This is a genomic window from Streptomyces sp. NPDC059398, assembly GCF_042751845.1.
GTDB lineage: Bacteria > Actinomycetota > Actinomycetes > Streptomycetales > Streptomycetaceae > Streptomyces.
Genome location: NZ_JBHYWP010000140.1, coordinates 1 through 17,199 on the forward strand (window position 1 = coordinate 1; position 17,199 = coordinate 17,199).

Annotated in this window: 14 protein-coding genes and 1 tRNA gene; 4 read left to right on the forward strand and 11 right to left on the reverse strand. The window is 72.5% G+C overall.

The window, feature by feature from the left end; translation table 11 throughout:
• A partial coding sequence (locus ACFXBC_RS32715) for an MFS transporter (RefSeq protein ID WP_385032906.1) occupies positions 1-682 on the reverse strand: 682 nt, incomplete at its 3' end.
• A gap of 209 nt (positions 683-891) precedes the next feature.
• Between ACFXBC_RS32715 and ACFXBC_RS32720 the strand changes: the two genes are divergently transcribed.
• Positions 892-963 (forward strand) — tRNA-Cys (locus ACFXBC_RS32720).
• A 114-nt stretch (positions 964-1,077) separates the two neighbouring features.
• Here ACFXBC_RS32720 and ACFXBC_RS32725 read toward each other — a convergent pair.
• Positions 1,078-1,794, reverse strand: coding sequence for a DUF1990 family protein (locus ACFXBC_RS32725; protein ID WP_385032909.1), 717 nt, complete (start codon positions 1,792-1,794; stop codon positions 1,078-1,080).
• A gap of 68 nt (positions 1,795-1,862) precedes the next feature.
• Positions 1,863-2,144 carry a hypothetical protein gene (locus ACFXBC_RS32730; RefSeq protein ID WP_385032912.1) on the reverse strand — a complete coding sequence of 94 codons (282 nt, stop codon included), beginning with the start codon at positions 2,142-2,144 and terminating at the stop codon, positions 1,863-1,865.
• Between the two features lie 49 nt (positions 2,145-2,193).
• Here ACFXBC_RS32730 and ACFXBC_RS32735 point away from each other — a divergent pair, with 49 nt between their 5' ends.
• Complete coding sequence (locus ACFXBC_RS32735) at positions 2,194-2,940, forward strand: DUF1990 family protein (protein ID WP_385032915.1); 747 nt, start codon at positions 2,194-2,196, stop codon at positions 2,938-2,940.
• 185 nt (positions 2,941-3,125) lie between these two features.
• Here the strand turns inward: ACFXBC_RS32735 and ACFXBC_RS32740 are convergent, their stop codons facing one another.
• The 8 genes from ACFXBC_RS32740 to ACFXBC_RS32775 all read right to left on the reverse strand — a co-directional run bounded on the left by ACFXBC_RS32740 (position 3,126) and on the right by ACFXBC_RS32775 (position 14,674).
• Complete coding sequence (locus ACFXBC_RS32740) at positions 3,126-3,740, reverse strand: DUF1269 domain-containing protein (protein ID WP_385032918.1); 615 nt, start codon at positions 3,738-3,740, stop codon at positions 3,126-3,128.
• Positions 3,741-3,898: 158 nt separating this feature from the next.
• Positions 3,899-6,094, reverse strand: a complete 2,196-nt coding sequence (locus ACFXBC_RS32745; protein WP_385032921.1) for a germacradienol/geosmin synthase — start codon at positions 6,092-6,094, stop codon at positions 3,899-3,901.
• 232 nt (positions 6,095-6,326) lie between these two features.
• The gene (locus tag ACFXBC_RS32750) at positions 6,327-8,642 is read right to left on the reverse strand and encodes a xanthine dehydrogenase family protein molybdopterin-binding subunit (protein ID WP_385032924.1); all 2,316 of its coding nucleotides are present in this window, start codon (positions 8,640-8,642) and stop codon (positions 6,327-6,329) included.
• The gene (locus ACFXBC_RS32755; protein WP_385032927.1) at positions 8,639-10,525 is read right to left on the reverse strand and encodes a 2Fe-2S iron-sulfur cluster-binding protein; all 1,887 of its coding nucleotides are present in this window, start codon (positions 10,523-10,525) and stop codon (positions 8,639-8,641) included. Before ACFXBC_RS32755 ends, ACFXBC_RS32750 begins: the two co-directional genes overlap by 4 nt.
• Complete coding sequence (locus ACFXBC_RS32760) at positions 10,522-11,418, reverse strand: FAD binding domain-containing protein (protein WP_385032930.1); 897 nt, start codon at positions 11,416-11,418, stop codon at positions 10,522-10,524. Before ACFXBC_RS32760 ends, ACFXBC_RS32755 begins: the two co-directional genes overlap by 4 nt.
• A 287-nt stretch (positions 11,419-11,705) precedes the next feature.
• Positions 11,706-13,454 (reverse strand): beta-N-acetylhexosaminidase, encoded by a 1,749-nt coding sequence (locus tag ACFXBC_RS32765; RefSeq protein ID WP_385032933.1) that lies wholly within the window; start codon positions 13,452-13,454, stop codon positions 11,706-11,708.
• Between the two features lie 221 nt (positions 13,455-13,675).
• Complete coding sequence (locus ACFXBC_RS32770) at positions 13,676-13,969, reverse strand: DUF3039 domain-containing protein (RefSeq protein WP_164266014.1); 294 nt, start codon at positions 13,967-13,969, stop codon at positions 13,676-13,678.
• Positions 13,970-13,999: 30 nt separating this feature from the next.
• Entirely contained in the window at positions 14,000-14,674 is a 675-nt protein-coding gene (locus tag ACFXBC_RS32775; protein WP_385032937.1) for a YqgE/AlgH family protein, read from the reverse strand.
• 270 nt (positions 14,675-14,944) lie between these two features.
• On the opposite strand from ACFXBC_RS32775, the gene murA reads away from it, so the two are divergent.
• Together murA and ACFXBC_RS32785 are read left to right on the forward strand one after the other, a co-directional pair.
• On the forward strand, positions 14,945-16,291 hold the full coding sequence (gene murA, locus ACFXBC_RS32780) for a UDP-N-acetylglucosamine 1-carboxyvinyltransferase (protein ID WP_385032940.1): 1,347 nt from the start codon (positions 14,945-14,947) through the stop codon (positions 16,289-16,291).
• Between the two features lie 195 nt (positions 16,292-16,486).
• The gene (locus tag ACFXBC_RS32785) at positions 16,487-17,131 is read left to right on the forward strand and encodes an HAD family hydrolase (protein ID WP_385032943.1); all 645 of its coding nucleotides are present in this window, start codon (positions 16,487-16,489) and stop codon (positions 17,129-17,131) included.
• Positions 17,132-17,199: the final 68 nt, after the last annotated feature.

The window sequence follows — 17,199 nt, forward strand, 5'->3', positions numbered from 1 at the left end:
GGTCGAAGGCCGGCGGCGGTACGGAGGGATCGGCGGGGCCCGCGGCCGTACGGCGGATCGCAGGCAGCGCGAGGGCGAGCGGCGGCACCACCAGGACCGGGATGGCGATGAACACCCAGCGCCAGCCGAGGTGTTCGGTGACCGTACCGGCGGCGAGCGGCCCGACGACGGAGGGCACCACCCAGCTCGCGGCGAAGGCGGCCATGATCGAGGGCCGCAGCCGCTCCGGGTAGGCGCGGCTGACCACGACGTACAGCGCGACGATGACCAGACCGCCGCCGAGCCCCTGCACCGCGCGCCCGGCGACGAAGATCCACATGCTGGAGGCCGTACCGGCGAGCAGCAGTCCGGCCGCGAAGGCGGCGATCCCGGTGGCGAGCGGGCGCAGCGGCCCGCTCCGGTCGGCCCACTGGCCGGAGAGCACCATCGCGAAGAGCGAGGTGGTGAAGTACGCGGAGAACGCGAAGGCGTAGAGGGCGACGCCGTGCAACTCGCGTGCGGCGACCGGCATCGCGGTGCCGACGGCCGTCGCCTCGAAGGCGATGAGCAGGACGACGGTGACGATGCCGATACTGAGCGCCCGGTGCGCGCTGCCGAGAATGCCGCTGGTCGCGGGGGCGGAAGCGCCTTCGGGCAGCTCGGGGGGCGCGACCTCGGCGTCGCGGGATTCCAGCGCGGTCATGAGCCCAGCGTAAGGGGCGAACCGCCGAATGAACCCTGTCGGAGGGTGGGGCCCGGCTGGTCCGTTGGTCGTACGACCATGAACGGGGTGTGGCAGTCACGTTGCGGCCCGGCCCGCGGCCTTGAGCCGGGCGGTGCGGGGAGCCTACGGTCGGCGTACCGGATCGACCGGATCGGATCGATGGGGTCGGTTCCGGTGACTTCCGACTTGGCCGTGTGCCCGAGTGGTTCAGGGACTCGCCTGCAAAGCGAGTTACGCGGGTTCGATTCCCGCCACGGCCTCTGTGTACGTAGGGGCATCGCCCCCGTGTGTACGTAAGAGCATCGCCCCCGGCCGGCCCCGGCCGGGGATGGCTGGAGGGTGGGCGGCCCTCCACGTACGGAATCTTCAGCCCGTCACCCCCGGGCCGCGTGCGGGCCGCTCGGGACGACGACCAGGCCCTGGCCCGCCGCGGACGGCCGGGGGTGGGCCGGTGGGGCGCCCAGGAGTTCGGCGCGGGTGAGGGCGTGGAGGCGGTTCGCGCTGGCCCGGTAGAAGCGGCGCTGGGTCATACGGCCGAACAGGACGAAGCCCGCGCGGACGACGGGGTTGCGGATCGGCGCCCGCCGGGAGTAGCCGGTGATCAGGAACTCGACCGCACCCGTGTGCGGGTACTTGATGACCTGGTAGAGCAGTTCCCCCTCCTCCAGATGTCCGTCCAGCGTCTGGTAGCCCCAGCCCCAGACCCGCTGCGCCGTGTCGTCCGTACCGCGCCGTTCGTCGGTCACCGAGGTGATCCTGACCCCCATGTCGAAGCGGAGGCCGAGGAAACGGCCCTCCAGCAGGATGTTCCGCCCGAGCAGCGCGTCGTCGCGGCAGTAGAGCGCACGGAGGATGCCCGGCTCCGGGAACTGATAGTCGCGTACGAGCCGGCAGGCGGTCTCCCAGGCGCCGCCCGGCTCAGGGTCGCCCGGCCGCTCACGGGCCAGCGGCCTGCGGAGCGAGTCGACATGCCACCCCTCGTCCCGGGCGGGCGCGCCGCCGGGCGGGAGCGAGTAGTTCACCCGGCGGCCCCGCAGGGAACGCAGTGCCGATGCGGCGCTCTCGCCGTGGAGTCGCCCCTCACGCAGCATGGCCGCCCCTCAGTGGGAGTACTGGAGAACCCCGCGTGGCCGGCACCGGCCGGCCCGCTCCGTCCGCGCTAAACGGTCCGCTCCCGCTGCTCGATCTGGTCGATCAGCTCGATCCGTTCGATCAGCTCGGCTTCGCCGATGGACTGGCCGATGAGCCAGAGCACGGCGGGCCAGAGACCGACGAACAGCGCCCGCCGCTCCGCATTGCCCCGCTCGTCCTGGTCGTATCCCTTGGCCCGCAGCCAGAACCCGATGCAGACCGCGACCGCGGCCATCGAAGCCGCCTCCATATAGACACCGCGCACTCCTGCGCGCCACAGCATCCGCGAGATCCGCACCGTACCTCCCACTGTGTCCAGTAAAAATATGAAGTGAGCGTTTTGAACGTATCGTGACGTTATGACGTCAGCGGATACCGAGCAACCGTTCCAGTTGCCCCCTCGGCGCCGGCTGGGGGTCCTTCTGCGGTTCCCCGCCGGGATGGCGATCACGTCCTGGAACTACCTCTGGCGGATCTGCGCACTGCACCGCAGCGAGGCGCCGGGCGACAGCGGTGATCTGCCGGCCGCCGTCCCCGCCGGCCTGCTGGACCGGCGCAGCCAGTGCCTGGAGGACGGGGTGGGGCCGATGCTCCACCGGCGCTTCTCCGTCCTGATCGAGGGCAGCGAGGCAGGCCCGCGGGAGCTGATGGGCGCAGTCATGGCCGACCTGAACCGGGCGGCTCCGTCGAGCGCCGCCGTGTTCGACAAGACGGCGGGCCACCGGGGGACCGTTCGGGTCGGCGACGAGTACCGGGTGCGGATGCCGGGGCCGTGGGACGGGCCGGTACGTGTACTGCACCGCGACGCGGTGTCGTTCAGGTTCGGCACGCTGCGGGGCCATCTCGAAGCCGGCCAGATCGAGTTCCGGGCCAGGGACGAGGGCGCGCTGCTCGCCTTCGAGATCGAGGCCTGGTCCCGGGCGGGCGACCGGCTGGCGGATCTGCTGTACAACCGTCTCCGGGTGTCCAAGGAGATCCAGTTCAACATGTGGGTGCACTTCTGCCTGCGGGCGGCGTCGATCGCCGGCGGGCGCACCCGTGGCGGCATCACCATCGACACGCGGGTCGTCCCGGCGGCGGACTGCCGGGAAGTATCTGCGGGGTGACGGCCCCGCTCAGGTCATGACCCGGCAGCAGGCCCGGCCCACCCCGGGGCTCATGGCCCACCCCCGGGGCTGCTGGCCCACCCCCGGGTCTCATGCCCCACCCCCTGGGCTGCTGGCCCACCCCCCGGGGCTCATGCCCCACCCCCTGGGCTACTGGCCCACCCCCCGGGGCTCATGCCCCGCCCCTAGGGCTCCGGCCGCGTCGTCGGCTGCTCCGTGTCCTCCACCCGCTCCGAACCGCCCCGCTCCGGCCGCGTCGTCGGCTGCTCCGTGTTCCCGGTCCGCCCCGCCCCGCCGTGCCCCGGCTCACCCCGTGCCGCCTGGACCATCGACCTCAGGTGGTCCTCGTCCTCCGACGAGAGCGACGTCTGGACCAGCTGGCCGCCGAACGGCGCCAGCTCGGCCACGACCTTGTCGGTCGCGTCCGACTGGGCCAGGGCGAAGACCGCCGCGGCCCCCGGGCGGAGGTTCGAGCTGATGTCGCGCATGAAGTCGTCGTTCACCCCGGTGTCGCTGACGGCCCCGCCCGCCGCGCCCGCCGCGGCGCCGACCGCCGCACCGAGCAGAGGCGCCAGGAAGAGCAGCCCGATGAGCCCGCCCCAGAGCGCACCACCTGCCGCACCCGTCGCGGTGAGGTTGACGGCCTGGTGCAGTTTGATCCTGCCGTCGGCCTCGCGGCGCTCGACCACGACCACGTCCTCCAGCTCGACGAGGTGCTGGCGGCTCAGCGAAATGAGCTTGTCGCGAACCTGGTTGGCGGTGGCGACGTCGTTGTAGGCGACGACGAACAGATTGCTCATACGGCTGACTCCTACTCACCGGGGCGCACCTCAGGGAGGCACAGGACTCAGCCCACTATAGGAAATATGCCGCAAAGAGGACACGCGGCAGCGGCGTCCGGGTGCCGGAACGAGTGCCGGACCGGGTGCCGGACCTGCCCCGGGCGCCGCCGCCCCCCTCACCCCCGCCCGACCAGCTCCGCCAGTCCCAGCGCCGCCGTACCGAGCCCCCGGGGAGCGGGCGGCCGGTAGCGGGAGCCGGGGCCGCCCGCGAGCAGATCGGCCTCCGTGTACCGGCGGGTCATCCGGTGCCAGTTCAGGATGGCCGCCATCCAGTCCTCCAGCTCCCGCACATAGCTCCGCAGCGCGGCACGGGCCTTCTCGTCCAGCCCGAAGTCCGCACAGACCACCGGGATCTCATGCTCAGCCACATGCCGGAACTGCCGCATGCGCGACACCATCAGATCGTCGACCATCGCCAGTGCGGTCGGGTAGTCGACCGCGAAGAACGCCTGGACGACCAGGACGGCGTTGTGCACCTCACCCTCGAACTCGATCTCCTTCTGGTAGGAGAAGACGTCGTTCATCAGACAGGCGTAGTCGGCGGCCGAACTCTCCAGCGACTTCACCGGACCGCTGCGGAACACCTCCTCCGGGATCAGGTGCCGATGGCCGAGCCGCGCCAGGGACATCGTCAGATCCGAGCCGAAGGTCATCCGGCGCATCTCGATGTAGTCGACCGGTTCCGGGATCCGGTGCTGCGCCTGGTTGGCGAGCTCCCAGAGCCAGCTGGCCGTCATCTTCTCGACGGCCGTACGGAAGGCGCGGCGCGCCGCTTCGTCCATCGGGGCCGCCGTGCGCGCCCAGAGATCGGCCAGCGCCCGTTCCATGACGTTCCCCGGCGCGGGCGCCTCCCCCTCCAGCGGCATGAAGAGCGAGAACCGCTCGTTCTGCGCCTTCGCCCCCGCGAGGTCGCGGCTGCGCCCGTACACCAGTGGGAAGTAGTCGTCCGCGTACGTCCCCCAGGCCAGCCAGCCGGACGCCAGGTCCAGTTCGTCCGCGGTGGCGTCCGGGTCGATGCCCGCGGCGCAGACCGGGAAGTCGAAGCCGGTGAGCTGCCGCTCGTCCCAGATGTCGTCGAGCATCCGCATCCGGTGCGCCCACTCGGTGAGATGGCGCCGCGCGGTCTCCAGATGCGGTGAGAGCGAGAGGGGGAACGGCATGTCGAAGTCCGGCAGCCGGGAGGGGCCGACGTGCTGGTGCGGCACATGCAGATGGTTCCGGAGCCGGGCCGCCCCCGTCTTCCCCAGGAACTGCTTGATGTCCGCGGCGGATGTGCCGAGCCCCACCGGGGCGAGCGGCAGCCCCCGTTCGGCGACTGCGCCGCCGTCGTTCATGTAGCGGCTGGAGCGCATGTGCCACTCATGGCCGCCCGACTGCCAGTCCTGGAGCCCCTTCACATAGGTGAGCGTGTCGGCCACGCCGTCCGGGCCGACTCCGAACTCCACGAAGAGCGGGCCCAGTTCGGTGAAGAAGGTGTTCTCGAACTGCTGGAGCCGCGCGGTGAGCAGATCGTTGACTGCGTCCGCGGCCTCCTGCGTGGTGCAGCCGAGGAAGGTCTCCAGGACCAGTACGCCGTTGCTGAGTTCGCCCTCCTCCTGGATCTCCCGCTCGTACGAGAAGAGGTCGTTGCGCAGATGCACCCCGTCCGAGAACGTGTCCTTCAGGACGCGCAGCGGACGCGATCCCGCGATGGCCGCGGGGACCTCGGCGCCCGTCGCGTACTCGATGAGCCCCGCCGACCAGGGCGCGCCGCCGACCTTGCGCCGCATCTCGATGTACTCGACGGGGTTGGAGACGCGCCCCGCGTTGATATTGGAGAGCTCCCAGAGAGATTCGTTGAGCAGGTTCTCGGTGCTCACGGCGAAACGTTCCCGCCAGTCCATCGACATCCCGGGCACCGTGCGCGCCCAGAGATCGGCGAGGCCCGCCTCCACCTGGTTCCGCGGCTCGGGGAATCCGTCGGCCAGATCCATCGGCATGAAGGCGGGCAGCCGGTCGAGATACGCCTTCCCGCCCTGCCGGTCCTGCGACCGCTTGAACAGCTCCAGGAAGTGGTCGTCGAAGAAGAACACCCACACGTACCAGTCGGTCACCAGGGACAGTTCGGGTCCGCCGCAGTCGGGGTGGGTGTACGCGCAGAGCAGGGCGTAGTCGTGGGAGTCGAGGTCCTGCTCGTCCCAGATCCCCGACCCCTCCAGCATCCCCATGTCCCTGGCCCACTGCTTGGTATGGGCTCTGGCCTCTTCGAGATGGGGATTCAGCCTGGCCGGATGCGGCAGGTAGAACTCCGGCAGTTCAAAAGGCTTTGACACTGACGTTCGGCCCTTTCCCATGAGGTCGCTGATCGGGGCAGCACTACCCCTGCGCGGGAAAGGGCATCCTCCGGCGGGTCCGGATATGCCCATATGTGTGATGTGGGGGCGAAACGGGGGCGGGGCGGGGTGCGGTGTGCTGCGGGCCGGACCCCGCAGGCGGTCGGCAGTGCGTTGCGGCCCGGTGCGGCCGGCCGTCGGCAGTGCGCCGCGGACCGGCCCCGCACGCGCTTCAGCTCGTGACCACCGCGGCCTGCGGCCGGATCGGGAGCCGGCTCACCGGGCGGCCGGTCGCCGCCCGTACCGCCGCCGCCACCGCGGCCGGGGAGGTGACCACCGGCACCGCGCTCGCTGCCTTCGCGCCGAACGGGGCGACCACGTCGCGCTCCTCGATGAGTTTCACGATGCGGATGTCCGGGGCGTCCAGGGCGGTGGGCAGCGCGTAACCGGTCAGGTCCGGGTGGCGCACCACACCCCGTGCCGTACGGAGGTTCTCGGTGAGGGCCGCCCCGACGCCCTGCGTGACGCCCGCCTCGATACGGGCGGCCAGCAGCCGCGGGTTGAGGATCCGGCCGACGTCCTGCGCGACGGCCATCTCCACGACCCGGACGGAGCCCAGTTCGATGTCGACGTCCACCACCGCGCGGACCGCGCAGAAGGCGAGGCCGACGAAGGCGTCGCCCTGGCCGGACTCGTCGAGCGGTTCGGTCGGATGCGGCCGGCACTGGGCCGTCGCCCAGAGCTCTTTGCCGTCCATGGCCTCGGTGACCGTCGTGGAGAGCACCCCGTCGTACGAGGTGATCTTGCCGTCGGCGATCTGGAGCAGTTCGGTGGACATCCCGAACTGGTGGGCCAGCGGCTGGAGGAGCTGGGTGCGGACCATCTTCGCGGCCCGCTCCACCGCGCCGCCGGATACCCAGGTGTGCCTGCCGTGCGTGGCGGGCCCGGCCGGGGGCTGGTCGGTGTCGACGGACGCGACATGGACCTCCTCGATACCGAGGGTGTCCTGGACGATCTGCCGGGCCAGGGTGGAGAATCCCTGCCCGGTCTCGACGGCGGCGCAGATGACCGTGGCGACCCCGTCGTGCACCTTGACCGTGGCCGTGGAGACCTCGTCGGCCCCCTCGGCGCCGAGCATGTGCACCATGCCCAGTGCGTAGCCGACCCCGCGGCGCACCGCGCCCGGCTCGCCCGCGCCCTCCGGTCCTCCGGGCAGCAGCCAGTCGCTGTCGGGGGTGTCCTTGGGCAGTGCGGGCAGCGGGAAGTCCTTGACGGAGCGCAGGAGTTCGGCGACCGGGGCCGGGCAGGTGATGGTCTGCCCTGTGGGCAGCAGATCGCCGGTGGCCAGTACGTTGCGCAGCCGCAGTTCCGCCGGGTCGAGGGAGAGCCGGGCCGCGAGCTTGTCCATCTGGCCCTCGTACGCGGCGCAGACCTGGAGCGCGCCCTCACCGCGGACATGGCCGGACGGCGGGTTGTTCGTACGGACCGCCCAGCCCTCGATGAAGGCGTGCGGCACCACGTAAGGACCGCAGGCGAACGAGACGGCGGCGGCCAGGGACTCGGACGAGGCGTCGGCGTACGCACCCGCGTCGAGGAGGATCTGCGCCTCGACCTTCACCAGGCGCCCCTCGGCGTCCGCGTGGTGGCGGTAGCGGAGCAGGGTCGGGTGGCGGTGGGCGTGGCCGAGGAAGGACTCCTCGCGGGTGGCGGCCAGTTTGACCGGGCAGCCGGTCCGCAGGGCGAGCAGGCCCAGCGGGAGCTGGAAGCTGGTGTCCTCGCGGTCGCCGGTCGCGCCGGGCACCCCGGTCACCACCACCTTGACCCGGTCCGGCTCCAGGCCGAAGCAGGCGGCGGCCAGATCGCGGTCGGTGTGCGGGTCGGTGGACGCGGTGTAGATCTCGACGCCGCCGTCGGGCCGCGGTACGGCGAGCCCGGCCTCGGCACCGATGGGCGCCGGGTCCTGGCGGCCGATCCGGTAGAGGCCCTCGACGACGACCTCACCGGTGATGTCCGGGTCGCCGAAGCGCAGCGGGATGTGGCGGATCAGATTGCCGTCGGGGTGCAGTGGTTCGGCCTCGAATGCCTGCTCCGGGTCGGTGACCGGCTCCAGGACCTCGTACTCGACCGTGATGGCGGCCACCGCGAGGCGGGCGGTGTCCGGGTGGTCGGCGGCGACCGCGGCGATGGCCTCGCCGTGGTGGCGGACCAGTTCGGATGCGAAGACCGGACGGTCGGCGATCGCGCGGCCGTGCGCGGCGTCGCCGGGAATGTCGGCGTGGGTGACGACCGTGCGGACCCCGGGCATCGCGGACGCCTCGGACGTGTCGATGGAGAGGATCCGGGCGTGCGGGTGCGGGGAGCGCAGCACGGCGGCCCAGAGGAGACCCTCGGCCCACAGGTCGGCCGCGTAGGGGAAGGTGCCCTCGGTCTTCGCCCGGGTGTCGGCGGGCGGGAGGGACGCGCCGAGCCCGTGCGCGGGCGGCTCCTGCTCCGGGCCGTCCGCCTCGGGGGACTTCGCGGTGGCCGCGGTGGCCGCGTCGCTGCTCACGCCATGCCTCCGTCGTGCTGCTGCGGGTTGTCGGGCTGCGGGTTGTCGGGCTGCATGCCGCCGGAGCCGGGTGCTGCCTGGTGCGGGATACGGGGTTCTTCGGACACGGCACCCGCCGCCGCGCGCCCGGCGACCACCTCGCCCACCGCGTCCAGCACGCCTCGGTAGCCGGAGCAGCGGCAGAGGTTGCCGCACAGGGCCTGTCTGGTTTCGAGTTCGGTGGGGGCGTGGTTGCCCTCCAGGAGGTCATGGACCGTCATGGCCATGCCCGGGATGCAGAAGCCGCACTGGACGGCTCCGCAGTCGGCGAGGGCGCGCTGGACGTCGGACGGTTCACCGTTGACGGCGAGGCCCTCGACCGTACGGACCTCGGAGCCGGCGGCGGTGGCGGCGGGGACCAGGCAGGAGGCGACAAGACGGCCGTCCACCTGGACGTTGCAGGCGCCGCACTCCCCCTGCGAGCAGCCGTCCTTGGCGCCCGCGAGCCCGAGCCGCTCCCGCAGGACGTAGAGCAGCGACTCCCCGATCCAGGCGTCCGTGACGGGGCGGTCGGTGCCGTTCACGCGCAGGACGTACGAGGCGGGGGTGTGCTCGCTCCAGGCGGCGGGCGGCGCGTCGGACACGGGCGCCGGACCGGGGTCGGCTGTGTTGGGGTCGGCCGTGTTGGGGTCGGCCGTGCCGGGCTCCGCCATATCCCGGTCCGCCGCGCCGGGGACTGCCGCGCCGGGGACTGCCGCAGGGGCGTCCGGGTGGGTGGCGTCCGGGTGCGCGGCCTCGGGGTGCAGCGCGTCAGCGTGCGTGGCCTCGGGGTCCGCCGGGGCGGGAGCGGTGGTCTCCGGACCGTCATCGGCACCGGCCCCGGATGCGGATACGGCGTCCGGCTCCGGGGACTCCACGCCGGACTCCGCCGCACGGGGCGCGGGGATGTCCTGCGGGTCCGGCGCCGGGGCACCGTGCGGCTCGTGCGGGCGGTGCGGCTCGTGCCCGCCGTCGTGTCCGGCCACCCGGTCGGCGGCACCGGCGCCCTCGTCGTCCTGGCCGGATCCGTAACCGCCCCGCGGGCTGCCGGGCTCGTCGGCCGCCGCCACCGGCGCGTCCCCGGCGGACGGCTCGGCGCCCGCCTGCTGCGCGTCCTGTGGGTCGTGCGGTACGGGCGTGCCACCGGCCGGAGTTCCGTGGTCCGGCGCGGGCTCGGCCGGTACGGCCCACGGCGCGGGCGCGCCACCGGGCAGCGTGGCCGGGCGCATCAGCGAGGAGGCGGTGTACTCGCCGGACTCCTCGGGGACATCGCCCTCGGCGACCGGAATCGTCCACTGCCCGGTGAGGTCCCCGCCGTGCTGCTGATGCGGCTGCGGGTGCTGTTCGTGGGAGTGTGGCTGATGCTGCTGCTGGTGCTGCTGGTACGGCTGTTGGCGACCGGACTGGTCCTGCGCGTCCCCGAAGGTCCACTGACCCGTGGCCACCGGCTCCTGCGGATACCCCGGCCCCGGCTGCGGATCCCGTGCGGGCTCCGGCCAGTACGGCGTCTCGGGCACCGACCGGGGCTGTCCGGACTGGTGGGGCGGGCCGGACTCGTAGGGCTGGTAGGACTGGCCGAACTGGTGCGGCGGGTACGCCTGCTGGGGCTGGTGCCCCTGGTCCGTCGGCCGGCCCTGGTCCTGGGCCTGTGGCACCGTCCACTGCCCGGTGGCGGCCGGGTCCGTCCCCGCCGCGGGCGTCAGCGGCAGAATCATCGGCGGTACATAGCCGTGGCCGGGAGCGGCCAGCGGTGCGCCGGACGGGTCCATGCCCTCCGGGAGCTGCACGAACGCGGTGGCCTCCGCGTCGTACTCACCGCCCTGCGGGACCGGCTGCCAGCCGCCGCGGTCGTCGTTGGTGGTCATGAGAGCGCCCTCCCCAGTGCTCGCCGGGCCAGTGCGGCGACGGTCCGCCGCAGGTGCAGTACGGCCGGGGGCAACGGCGGCGCCTCTCCCCCTTCGGGCGGCGGCGCCGCGTCGGGGATGCAGGCGGCGGCGACGTACTCGCCGAAGGCGGTGAGCGCCTCCTGCGCCAGCCCGCGCTCCCCGTCCCAGTCGATGAGCGAGGCGATCCACTGCTCGGCCTCCATCGGCCGCAGCGGCATCGGCGCGACGGCCCCGACCGCACACCGCACCCCGCGCCTTGCCGGGTCCAGGACCACCGCGACCGACGCGGTGGCCCGGCCAGGTCCGGTACGCCCGGTGGCCTTGAGGAAGACCTGCGGCGCGTGCAGCAGCGGTACCCGTACGAAACCCACGAGTTCGGCGGGCTGGAGCATGTCCCGGCCCGCGAGCAGATGCGAGACCGGGGTCTCGCGGCGGACACCGCCAGGACCCGCGACGACCAGCGTGGCCTCCAGCGCGGCCAGCACGGGCAGCGCGTCACCGGTCGGTGCGGCGGTGACGATGTTGCCGCCGAGCGTGCCCGCGTTACGGATCTGCGGCGGACCGGCGGCGCGTGCGGCAGCGGCCAGCGCCGGGATGAGCGCCGCGAAGTCGGGCCGTCCCATCCGGGCGTGGGTGAGGCCGGCGCCGAGCAGTGCGTGGCCGTCCTGGTAGTGCCAGCCACGGATCTCGCTGATCCTGCCGAGTCCGACGAGTCCTGTGGGCCGCAGCAGCCCCGAGTTCACGGCCGCCATCAGATCGGTGCCGCCCGCGACGGGGACGGCGGCAGGCATGGCCGTCAGTGCCGCCACAGCCTCGTCGAGCGACGTCGGCAGCGTCACGGACTGCGCCGCCTGCGGTGCGTGCGTGGTCAACCCAGCTGCCCCTTCCCGGTGTCCCGGTGTCCCGGCTGTCCCGCCTGTTGCGCCGTACGGTACGTGCTCAGAGCCCGGACGTGGCAACTCTGGCACATCTTCCGCACTGCCCGACGGGAGGGTCCGCGAAGGGCAGATCCATCCCTTCCCAGACTGAACGTCCGCATTCACACGGGATTGCCGTGAACTGCCGATTACCTCTCTTCTGCACCCGTTGCCTGAGTTGTTCGGCCCGGCGGCCCATGGTTCCGGACCGCCGGGCCGCTGCCCTCACCTTGCCCGCACACTCACACGTTCGGGGGCTGCCCCTCGATCGGACGTCCGAGATCCGCGGCGGTCAGCCCCTCCGGTGCGGGGCGGCGCTGCGCGGGCAACGGGCCGCCGGGCGGGCGGTACTGGACACCGAGCGCGTCAAGTCGGGCGTAGTGCGCGGCCATCCGCCGGCCGAAGTCCGCGAAGTCCCGGGCCGCCGGTTCCGGCAGCGCCGACCAGGCCACCTCAGCGAAGGCCGCGAGCCTGGGGAACACCTGGTAGTCGACCCGGCTCTGGTTCTCCGTCACCTCGGTCCAGAGGTTGGCCTGGGTGCCGAGTACATGGGCGGCGGCCTCCGGGCCGAGCTGCGGCGGTACGGGCTCGAAGCGGTAGACGTCCTCCAGGGTGCGGACCCAGCCGATGGGCATCGGCTCGTCCTCGCCGCCGTCCTCCCGGAAGTTCAGATACACCTGCTGCTCGGGGCACATGACGACGTCGTGACCGGCCTCGGCCGCGGCGATCCCGCCCGCGTAACCGCGCCAGGAGGAGACCGTCGCGCCGGGCGCGAGGCCGCCCTCCAGGATCTCGTCCCAGCCGATGAGACGGCGCCCCCGGTCGGCGAGCCAGCGGTCGAAGTGCAGGATGAACCACGACTGGAGCTCGTCCTCGTCACGCAGGCCCAGCTCCTTGATCTGCGCCTGGGCGGTCGCCGACGCCTTCCACTGCTCCTTGGGGCACTCGTCGCCGCCGAGATGGACGAAGGCCGAAGGGAAGAGGTCGAGGACCTCCTCCAGTACGCCTTCGTAGAAGCGCAGCGAACTCTCCGTCGGGGCGAGCACATTGGGGTTGACGCCCCAGGTGTCCCAGACGGTGAGGGCGGCCGTGTCGACGACATCGGCGTTGCCCAGCTCCGGATAGGCGGCGATGGCGGCCTGCGAGTGGCCGGGGACGTCGATCTCGGGGACGACGGTGATGTGCCGCTCGGCGGCGTAGGCGACGATCTCGCGGATGTCGTCCTGGGTGTAGTAACCGCCGTGCGGCTTCTCGTCCCAGAGCGGTGACGCCCGGTGGCCCCACTTCGTACGGGCGCGCCAGGCGCCGACCTCCGTCAGCCGCGGATAGCGCTTGATCTCGATGCGCCAGCCCTGGTCGTCGGTGAGGTGGAAGTGGAAGACGTTGAGCTTGTGGGCGGCGAGGAGGTCGAGGTAGCGCAGTACGCCTTCCTTGGGCATGAAGTGCCGTGCCACGTCGAGCATCATGCCGCGCCAGGCGAACCGGGGGCTGTCCTCGATGGCGCAGCCGGGGATCCGCCAGGGGGCGCCGGGCCGCAGCGGAGCCCGCCGGAAGGCGTCCGGCCCGAGCAGCTGACGGAGGGTCTGGGCGCCCCAGAAGAGACCGGCCGCGCTGCCACCGCTCAGCAGGACGCCGTCACCGCCGACGGCCAGCGCGTATCCCTCGGGGCTGCCAACGCTCCCGTCACCGGGCGTACCGGATCCGGGCGCGGGATCGATCCGCAGCCGGATGGCGCCGCCGAGGGTGGCCCCGCCGGAACCCTCACCGGAACCGGAGTCGGGAGAGGAGCCGGAAGGGGGGATGCCGTCACCGGCCCCGGACCGGGAACCGGCCTCCAGGGGCAGCCCCGTCGCATCGCCCAGCACCTGCCGCAGCCACCGGGCGACACCCTCGGTGCCCGGCCCGGCGTCGATCACCGTGCCGGCGTCCAGGGTGAACGCGTCGCCGTCCTGCCCGTCCTGTGCGCCGAGAGGCGCGGGAATCAGATCCATGCGCCCATCCTGCCGGACCCACGGCAAGTGGCATAGACCAATTCGCCGGGCCGGCCGATGACGACGGGGGGCGACACGGGCCGGGCCCCCACGGCGGAAAGCGGTACAGCCGAAAGCCGTACGGCGAGGCGCAGTACGGCCAGACCGGTCCGGCAAGGAGGAGCCCTGCGCACACCGGTCCGGCGAGAAGAGGATCTACGTGGACCAGTCCGGCGGGGCGGCTACTTCTTGCCGCCGTCCTTGCCGCCCTTGTCCTTGTCGCCCCCGGCGCCCATGGACTCGTAGATCTCCTTGCACATGGGACAGACCGGATACTTCTTCGGGTCGCGGCCCGGCACCCAGACCTTGCCGCAGAGTGCGACAACAGGCGTGCCTTCCAGCGCGCTCGCCATGATCTTGTCCTTCTGGACATAGTGGGCGAAGCGCTCGTGGTCGCCGTCGCCGTTCGACACCTGGGGTGTCGGCTCTACGAGGGTCCCCGTACCTGCCCCGCGCTCGGGCTCAAGAGTGCTCATGAGGGCCAAGGGTACTGACTCATTCCGGCTTCAGTTCAGCGAAGGGTCGTCCGGATAGGTGGCGATCATCGCCAGACCGCTCCGCTGGCGCCTCAGCACCGACCGCCACAGCCCGTCCGGGTCGGGCGACGAGACATCGCCGGGCTCCGAATCCACCACGTACCAGGCCCCCTCCGCCACCTCTTCGGCCAGCTGTCCCGGGCCCCAGCCCGCGTAACCGGCGAAGATCCGCAGCGAGCCGAGCGCCGCCGCGAGCAGCTCGGGCGGGGTCTCCAGATCGACCAGCCCGATCGCCCCGTGCACCCGCCGCCAGCCGATGGGGTCGTTGCGGTCGGCCCGGCGCCGCAGCCCCGTGGCCGCGTCGCCCCACGGCCTGCGCCGGGGGGTGGGCTCGTCGATCCCCGGGACCGGCACCGCGTCGCCGCCGCCGCCGTTCCGCGCCCCGCCGGGGATCACCGCGAGGCCCAGCGCCGAGTCCAGCGAGACCGGGCCGCCCTGGAAGACGACGCCGGGCTCCGCGGCCAGCTGCTCCCAGCCCGCCAGGATGTCGCCGACGCCGACCGGGGTCGGGCGGTTCAGCACCACCCCGAGGGAGCCCTCCCTGTCATGGTCGAGCACGAGCACCACGGCACGGCCGAAATTCGGGTCCGCCAGGGCGGGAGTGGCCACGAGCAGCCGCCCTGTGAGCGAGGACACCTCCGTCATGGCACATATGATCCCGCACATTCGCGTTCCGTGGGGCGCGGGGCCCGGAGCTCTCGTCCGGCGCAGCTCAGCGCGGGAGGAGCACCGCCCCGCGGGCCGGACGGCGGGGACGCCGGGCGGCGGCGCGCCGTGACCGGACCCGCACGGAGCGTGTTGTAGCGAAGTCATGACGCACGACAGCCCCCCTTTGCCTTATGGAAGGGGGCCGTTCGCCCCTTACCCTTTGAGACTGCCCCTCTGTCCACCCTCCTCCACCGGAACGCGAGATTCATGACCGGCACTGGCACCGACGATGTCCTGCTCGTCCACGGCGGTAACCCGCTTGAGGGCGAGATCCGCGTTCGCGGCGCGAAGAACCTCGTGCCCAAGGCGATGGTCGCCGCCCTGCTCGGCAGCGGTCCGAGCAGACTGCGCAATGTGCCCGACATCCGGGACGTACGCGTCGTGCGCGGCCTGCTCCAGCTGCACGGGGTGACGGTCCGCCCCGGTGAGGAACCGGGCGAGCTGGTCCTCGACCCGTCGCACGTCGAGAGCGCCAACGTCGCGGACATCGACGCCCATGCGGGCTCCTCGCGCATCCCGATCCTCTTCTGCGGCCCGCTGCTGCACCGGCTGGGTCACGCGTTCATCCCCGGTCTCGGCGGCTGCGACATCGGCGGCCGGCCGATCGACTTCCACTTCGAGGTGCTGCGGCAGTTCGGCGCGACGATCGAGAAGCGGGCGGACGGCCAGTACCTGGAGGCCCCGCAGCGGCTGCGCGGCTGCAAGATCCGGCTGCCGTACCCGTCGGTGGGCTCGACCGAGCAGGTGCTGCTGACCGCGGTGCTCGCCGAGGGCGTCACCGAGCTGTCGAACGCGGCCGTGGAGCCGGAGATCGAGGACCTCATCTGCGTCCTGCAGAAGATGGGCGCGATCATCTCGATGGACACCGACCGGACGATCCGGATCACCGGTGTCGACCAGCTCGGCGGCTACAACCACCGGGCGCTCCCGGACCGTCTGGAGGCCGCGTCCTGGGCGTCGGCCGCGCTGGCGACCGAGGGCAACATCTATGTGCGCGGCGCCCAGCAGCGCTCGATGATGACCTTCCTCAACACCTTCCGCCGGGTCGGCGGCGCCTTCGAGATCGACGACGAGGGCATCCGCTTCTGGCACCCGGGCGGCCCGCTCGACGCGATCGCGCTGGAGACGGACGTCCACCCCGGCTTCCAGACCGACTGGCAGCAGCCCCTGGTGGTGGCGCTGACGCAGGCGAGCGGCCTCTCCATCGTGCACGAGACGGTGTACGAGTCCCGGCTCGGCTTCACGTCCGCGCTGAACCAGATGGGCGCGCACATCCAGCTCTACCGCGAGTGCCTGGGCGGCTCGGACTGCCGCTTCGGCCAGCGCAACTTCCTGCACTCGGCGGTCGTCAGCGGCCCCACCAAGCTGCAGGGCGCCGATCTGGTCATCCCCGACCTGCGCGGCGGCTTCTCGTACCTGATCGCCGCACTGGCGGCCCAGGGCACGTCCCGGGTGCACGGGATCGATCTGATCAACCGGGGCTACGAGAACTTCCTCGACAAGCTGATCGAACTGGGCGCCAAGGTGGAGCTGCCGGGAGCGGCACTGGTCTGAGGGCGGATACCCGGCCGAACTCCCTCCAGGGGTCCCTGAGTTGTGCGGGACCGCTCAGGCCGCTGCCTTCTTCCGGGTGCGGACGCCGGCCGGGGTGGTGAGCAGGAGCGGCGGCCCGGTCGTCCTCACCGTGGGCAACTCCTTCCGGGCCGGCCCCCTGGCCCGTACCGCACCTGAACAGAGAGGCAAGCCCTCATGACGCTCCCCGTGGCGCTGCTGTGCGACATGGACGGCACCCTGGTCGACACCGAGCACGCCTGGCTGGAGACGGTCGCCCGGCTGCTCAGGGCCGAGGGTGTCCCCGCAGGCCCGGGTGTCGTGGCGGCGTACGCCGGGGCCGCGGTGGCCGACGCGGCGGAGCGCGCGGTCCATGAGCACGGTGTCGGTCTGACGGTGGCGGAGACGGCGGCCCGTCTGGACCGGGACTTCACGGCCGGTGTGGCCTCCGGGGTCACCGTGCAGCCGGGCGCCCTGCGCCTGCTCGACCAGGCGGCGGCGCTGGGTGTCGCGGTGGCGCTGGTCACCGCGTCGGAACGGCATGTGGCCGACATGGTGCTCGACGCGCTCGGTGCGCACCGGTTCGCGGCGTCCGTGGCCTCGGGAGAGTCGGCGCGGGGAAAGCCCCATCCGGACCCGTATCTGGCGGCAGCGGCGGCGCTGGGCGTGGACCCGGCCCGCTGTCTGGCCGTCGAGGACACCCCGACCGGGGCCACGGCGGCGCTCTCCGCAGGCTGCCGGCTGCTGGCGGTCCCCTCGGTCCCCGGCATCGCCGCAGGGCCGCGCACCACCCTCGTCACGTCCCTGGCGACGGTGGACCTGGAGACGTTCCGGGAGAGCTGAGTCCGGGAGAGCCGAATCCGGCTGAGTCCGGTCCTGACATGACGGAGGGCGGCCACCCTGACCGGGTG

Excerpts from the sequence above, each read along its gene's own strand:
- ACFXBC_RS32765 (WP_385032933.1), bottom strand. The coding sequence starts at position 13,454 with ATGGATCTGATTCCCGCGCCTCTCGGCGCACAGGACGGGCAGGACGGC.
- ACFXBC_RS32740 (WP_385032918.1), bottom strand. The coding sequence starts at position 3,740 with ATGAGCAATCTGTTCGTCGTCGCCTACAACGACGTCGCCACCGCCAAC.
- ACFXBC_RS32775 (WP_385032937.1), bottom strand. The coding sequence starts at position 14,674 with ATGACGGAGGTGTCCTCGCTCACAGGGCGGCTGCTCGTGGCCACTCCC.
- ACFXBC_RS32785 (WP_385032943.1), top strand. The coding sequence starts at position 16,487 with ATGACGCTCCCCGTGGCGCTGCTGTGCGACATGGACGGCACCCTGGTC.
- ACFXBC_RS32735 (WP_385032915.1), top strand. The coding sequence starts at position 2,194 with ATGACGTCAGCGGATACCGAGCAACCGTTCCAGTTGCCCCCTCGGCGC.
- ACFXBC_RS32755 (WP_385032927.1), bottom strand. The coding sequence starts at position 10,525 with ATGACCACCAACGACGACCGCGGCGGCTGGCAGCCGGTCCCGCAGGGC.
- ACFXBC_RS32725 (WP_385032909.1), bottom strand. The coding sequence starts at position 1,794 with ATGCTGCGTGAGGGGCGACTCCACGGCGAGAGCGCCGCATCGGCACTG.
- murA (WP_385032940.1), top strand. The coding sequence starts at position 14,945 with ATGACCGGCACTGGCACCGACGATGTCCTGCTCGTCCACGGCGGTAAC.
- ACFXBC_RS32770 (WP_164266014.1), bottom strand. The coding sequence starts at position 13,969 with ATGAGCACTCTTGAGCCCGAGCGCGGGGCAGGTACGGGGACCCTCGTA.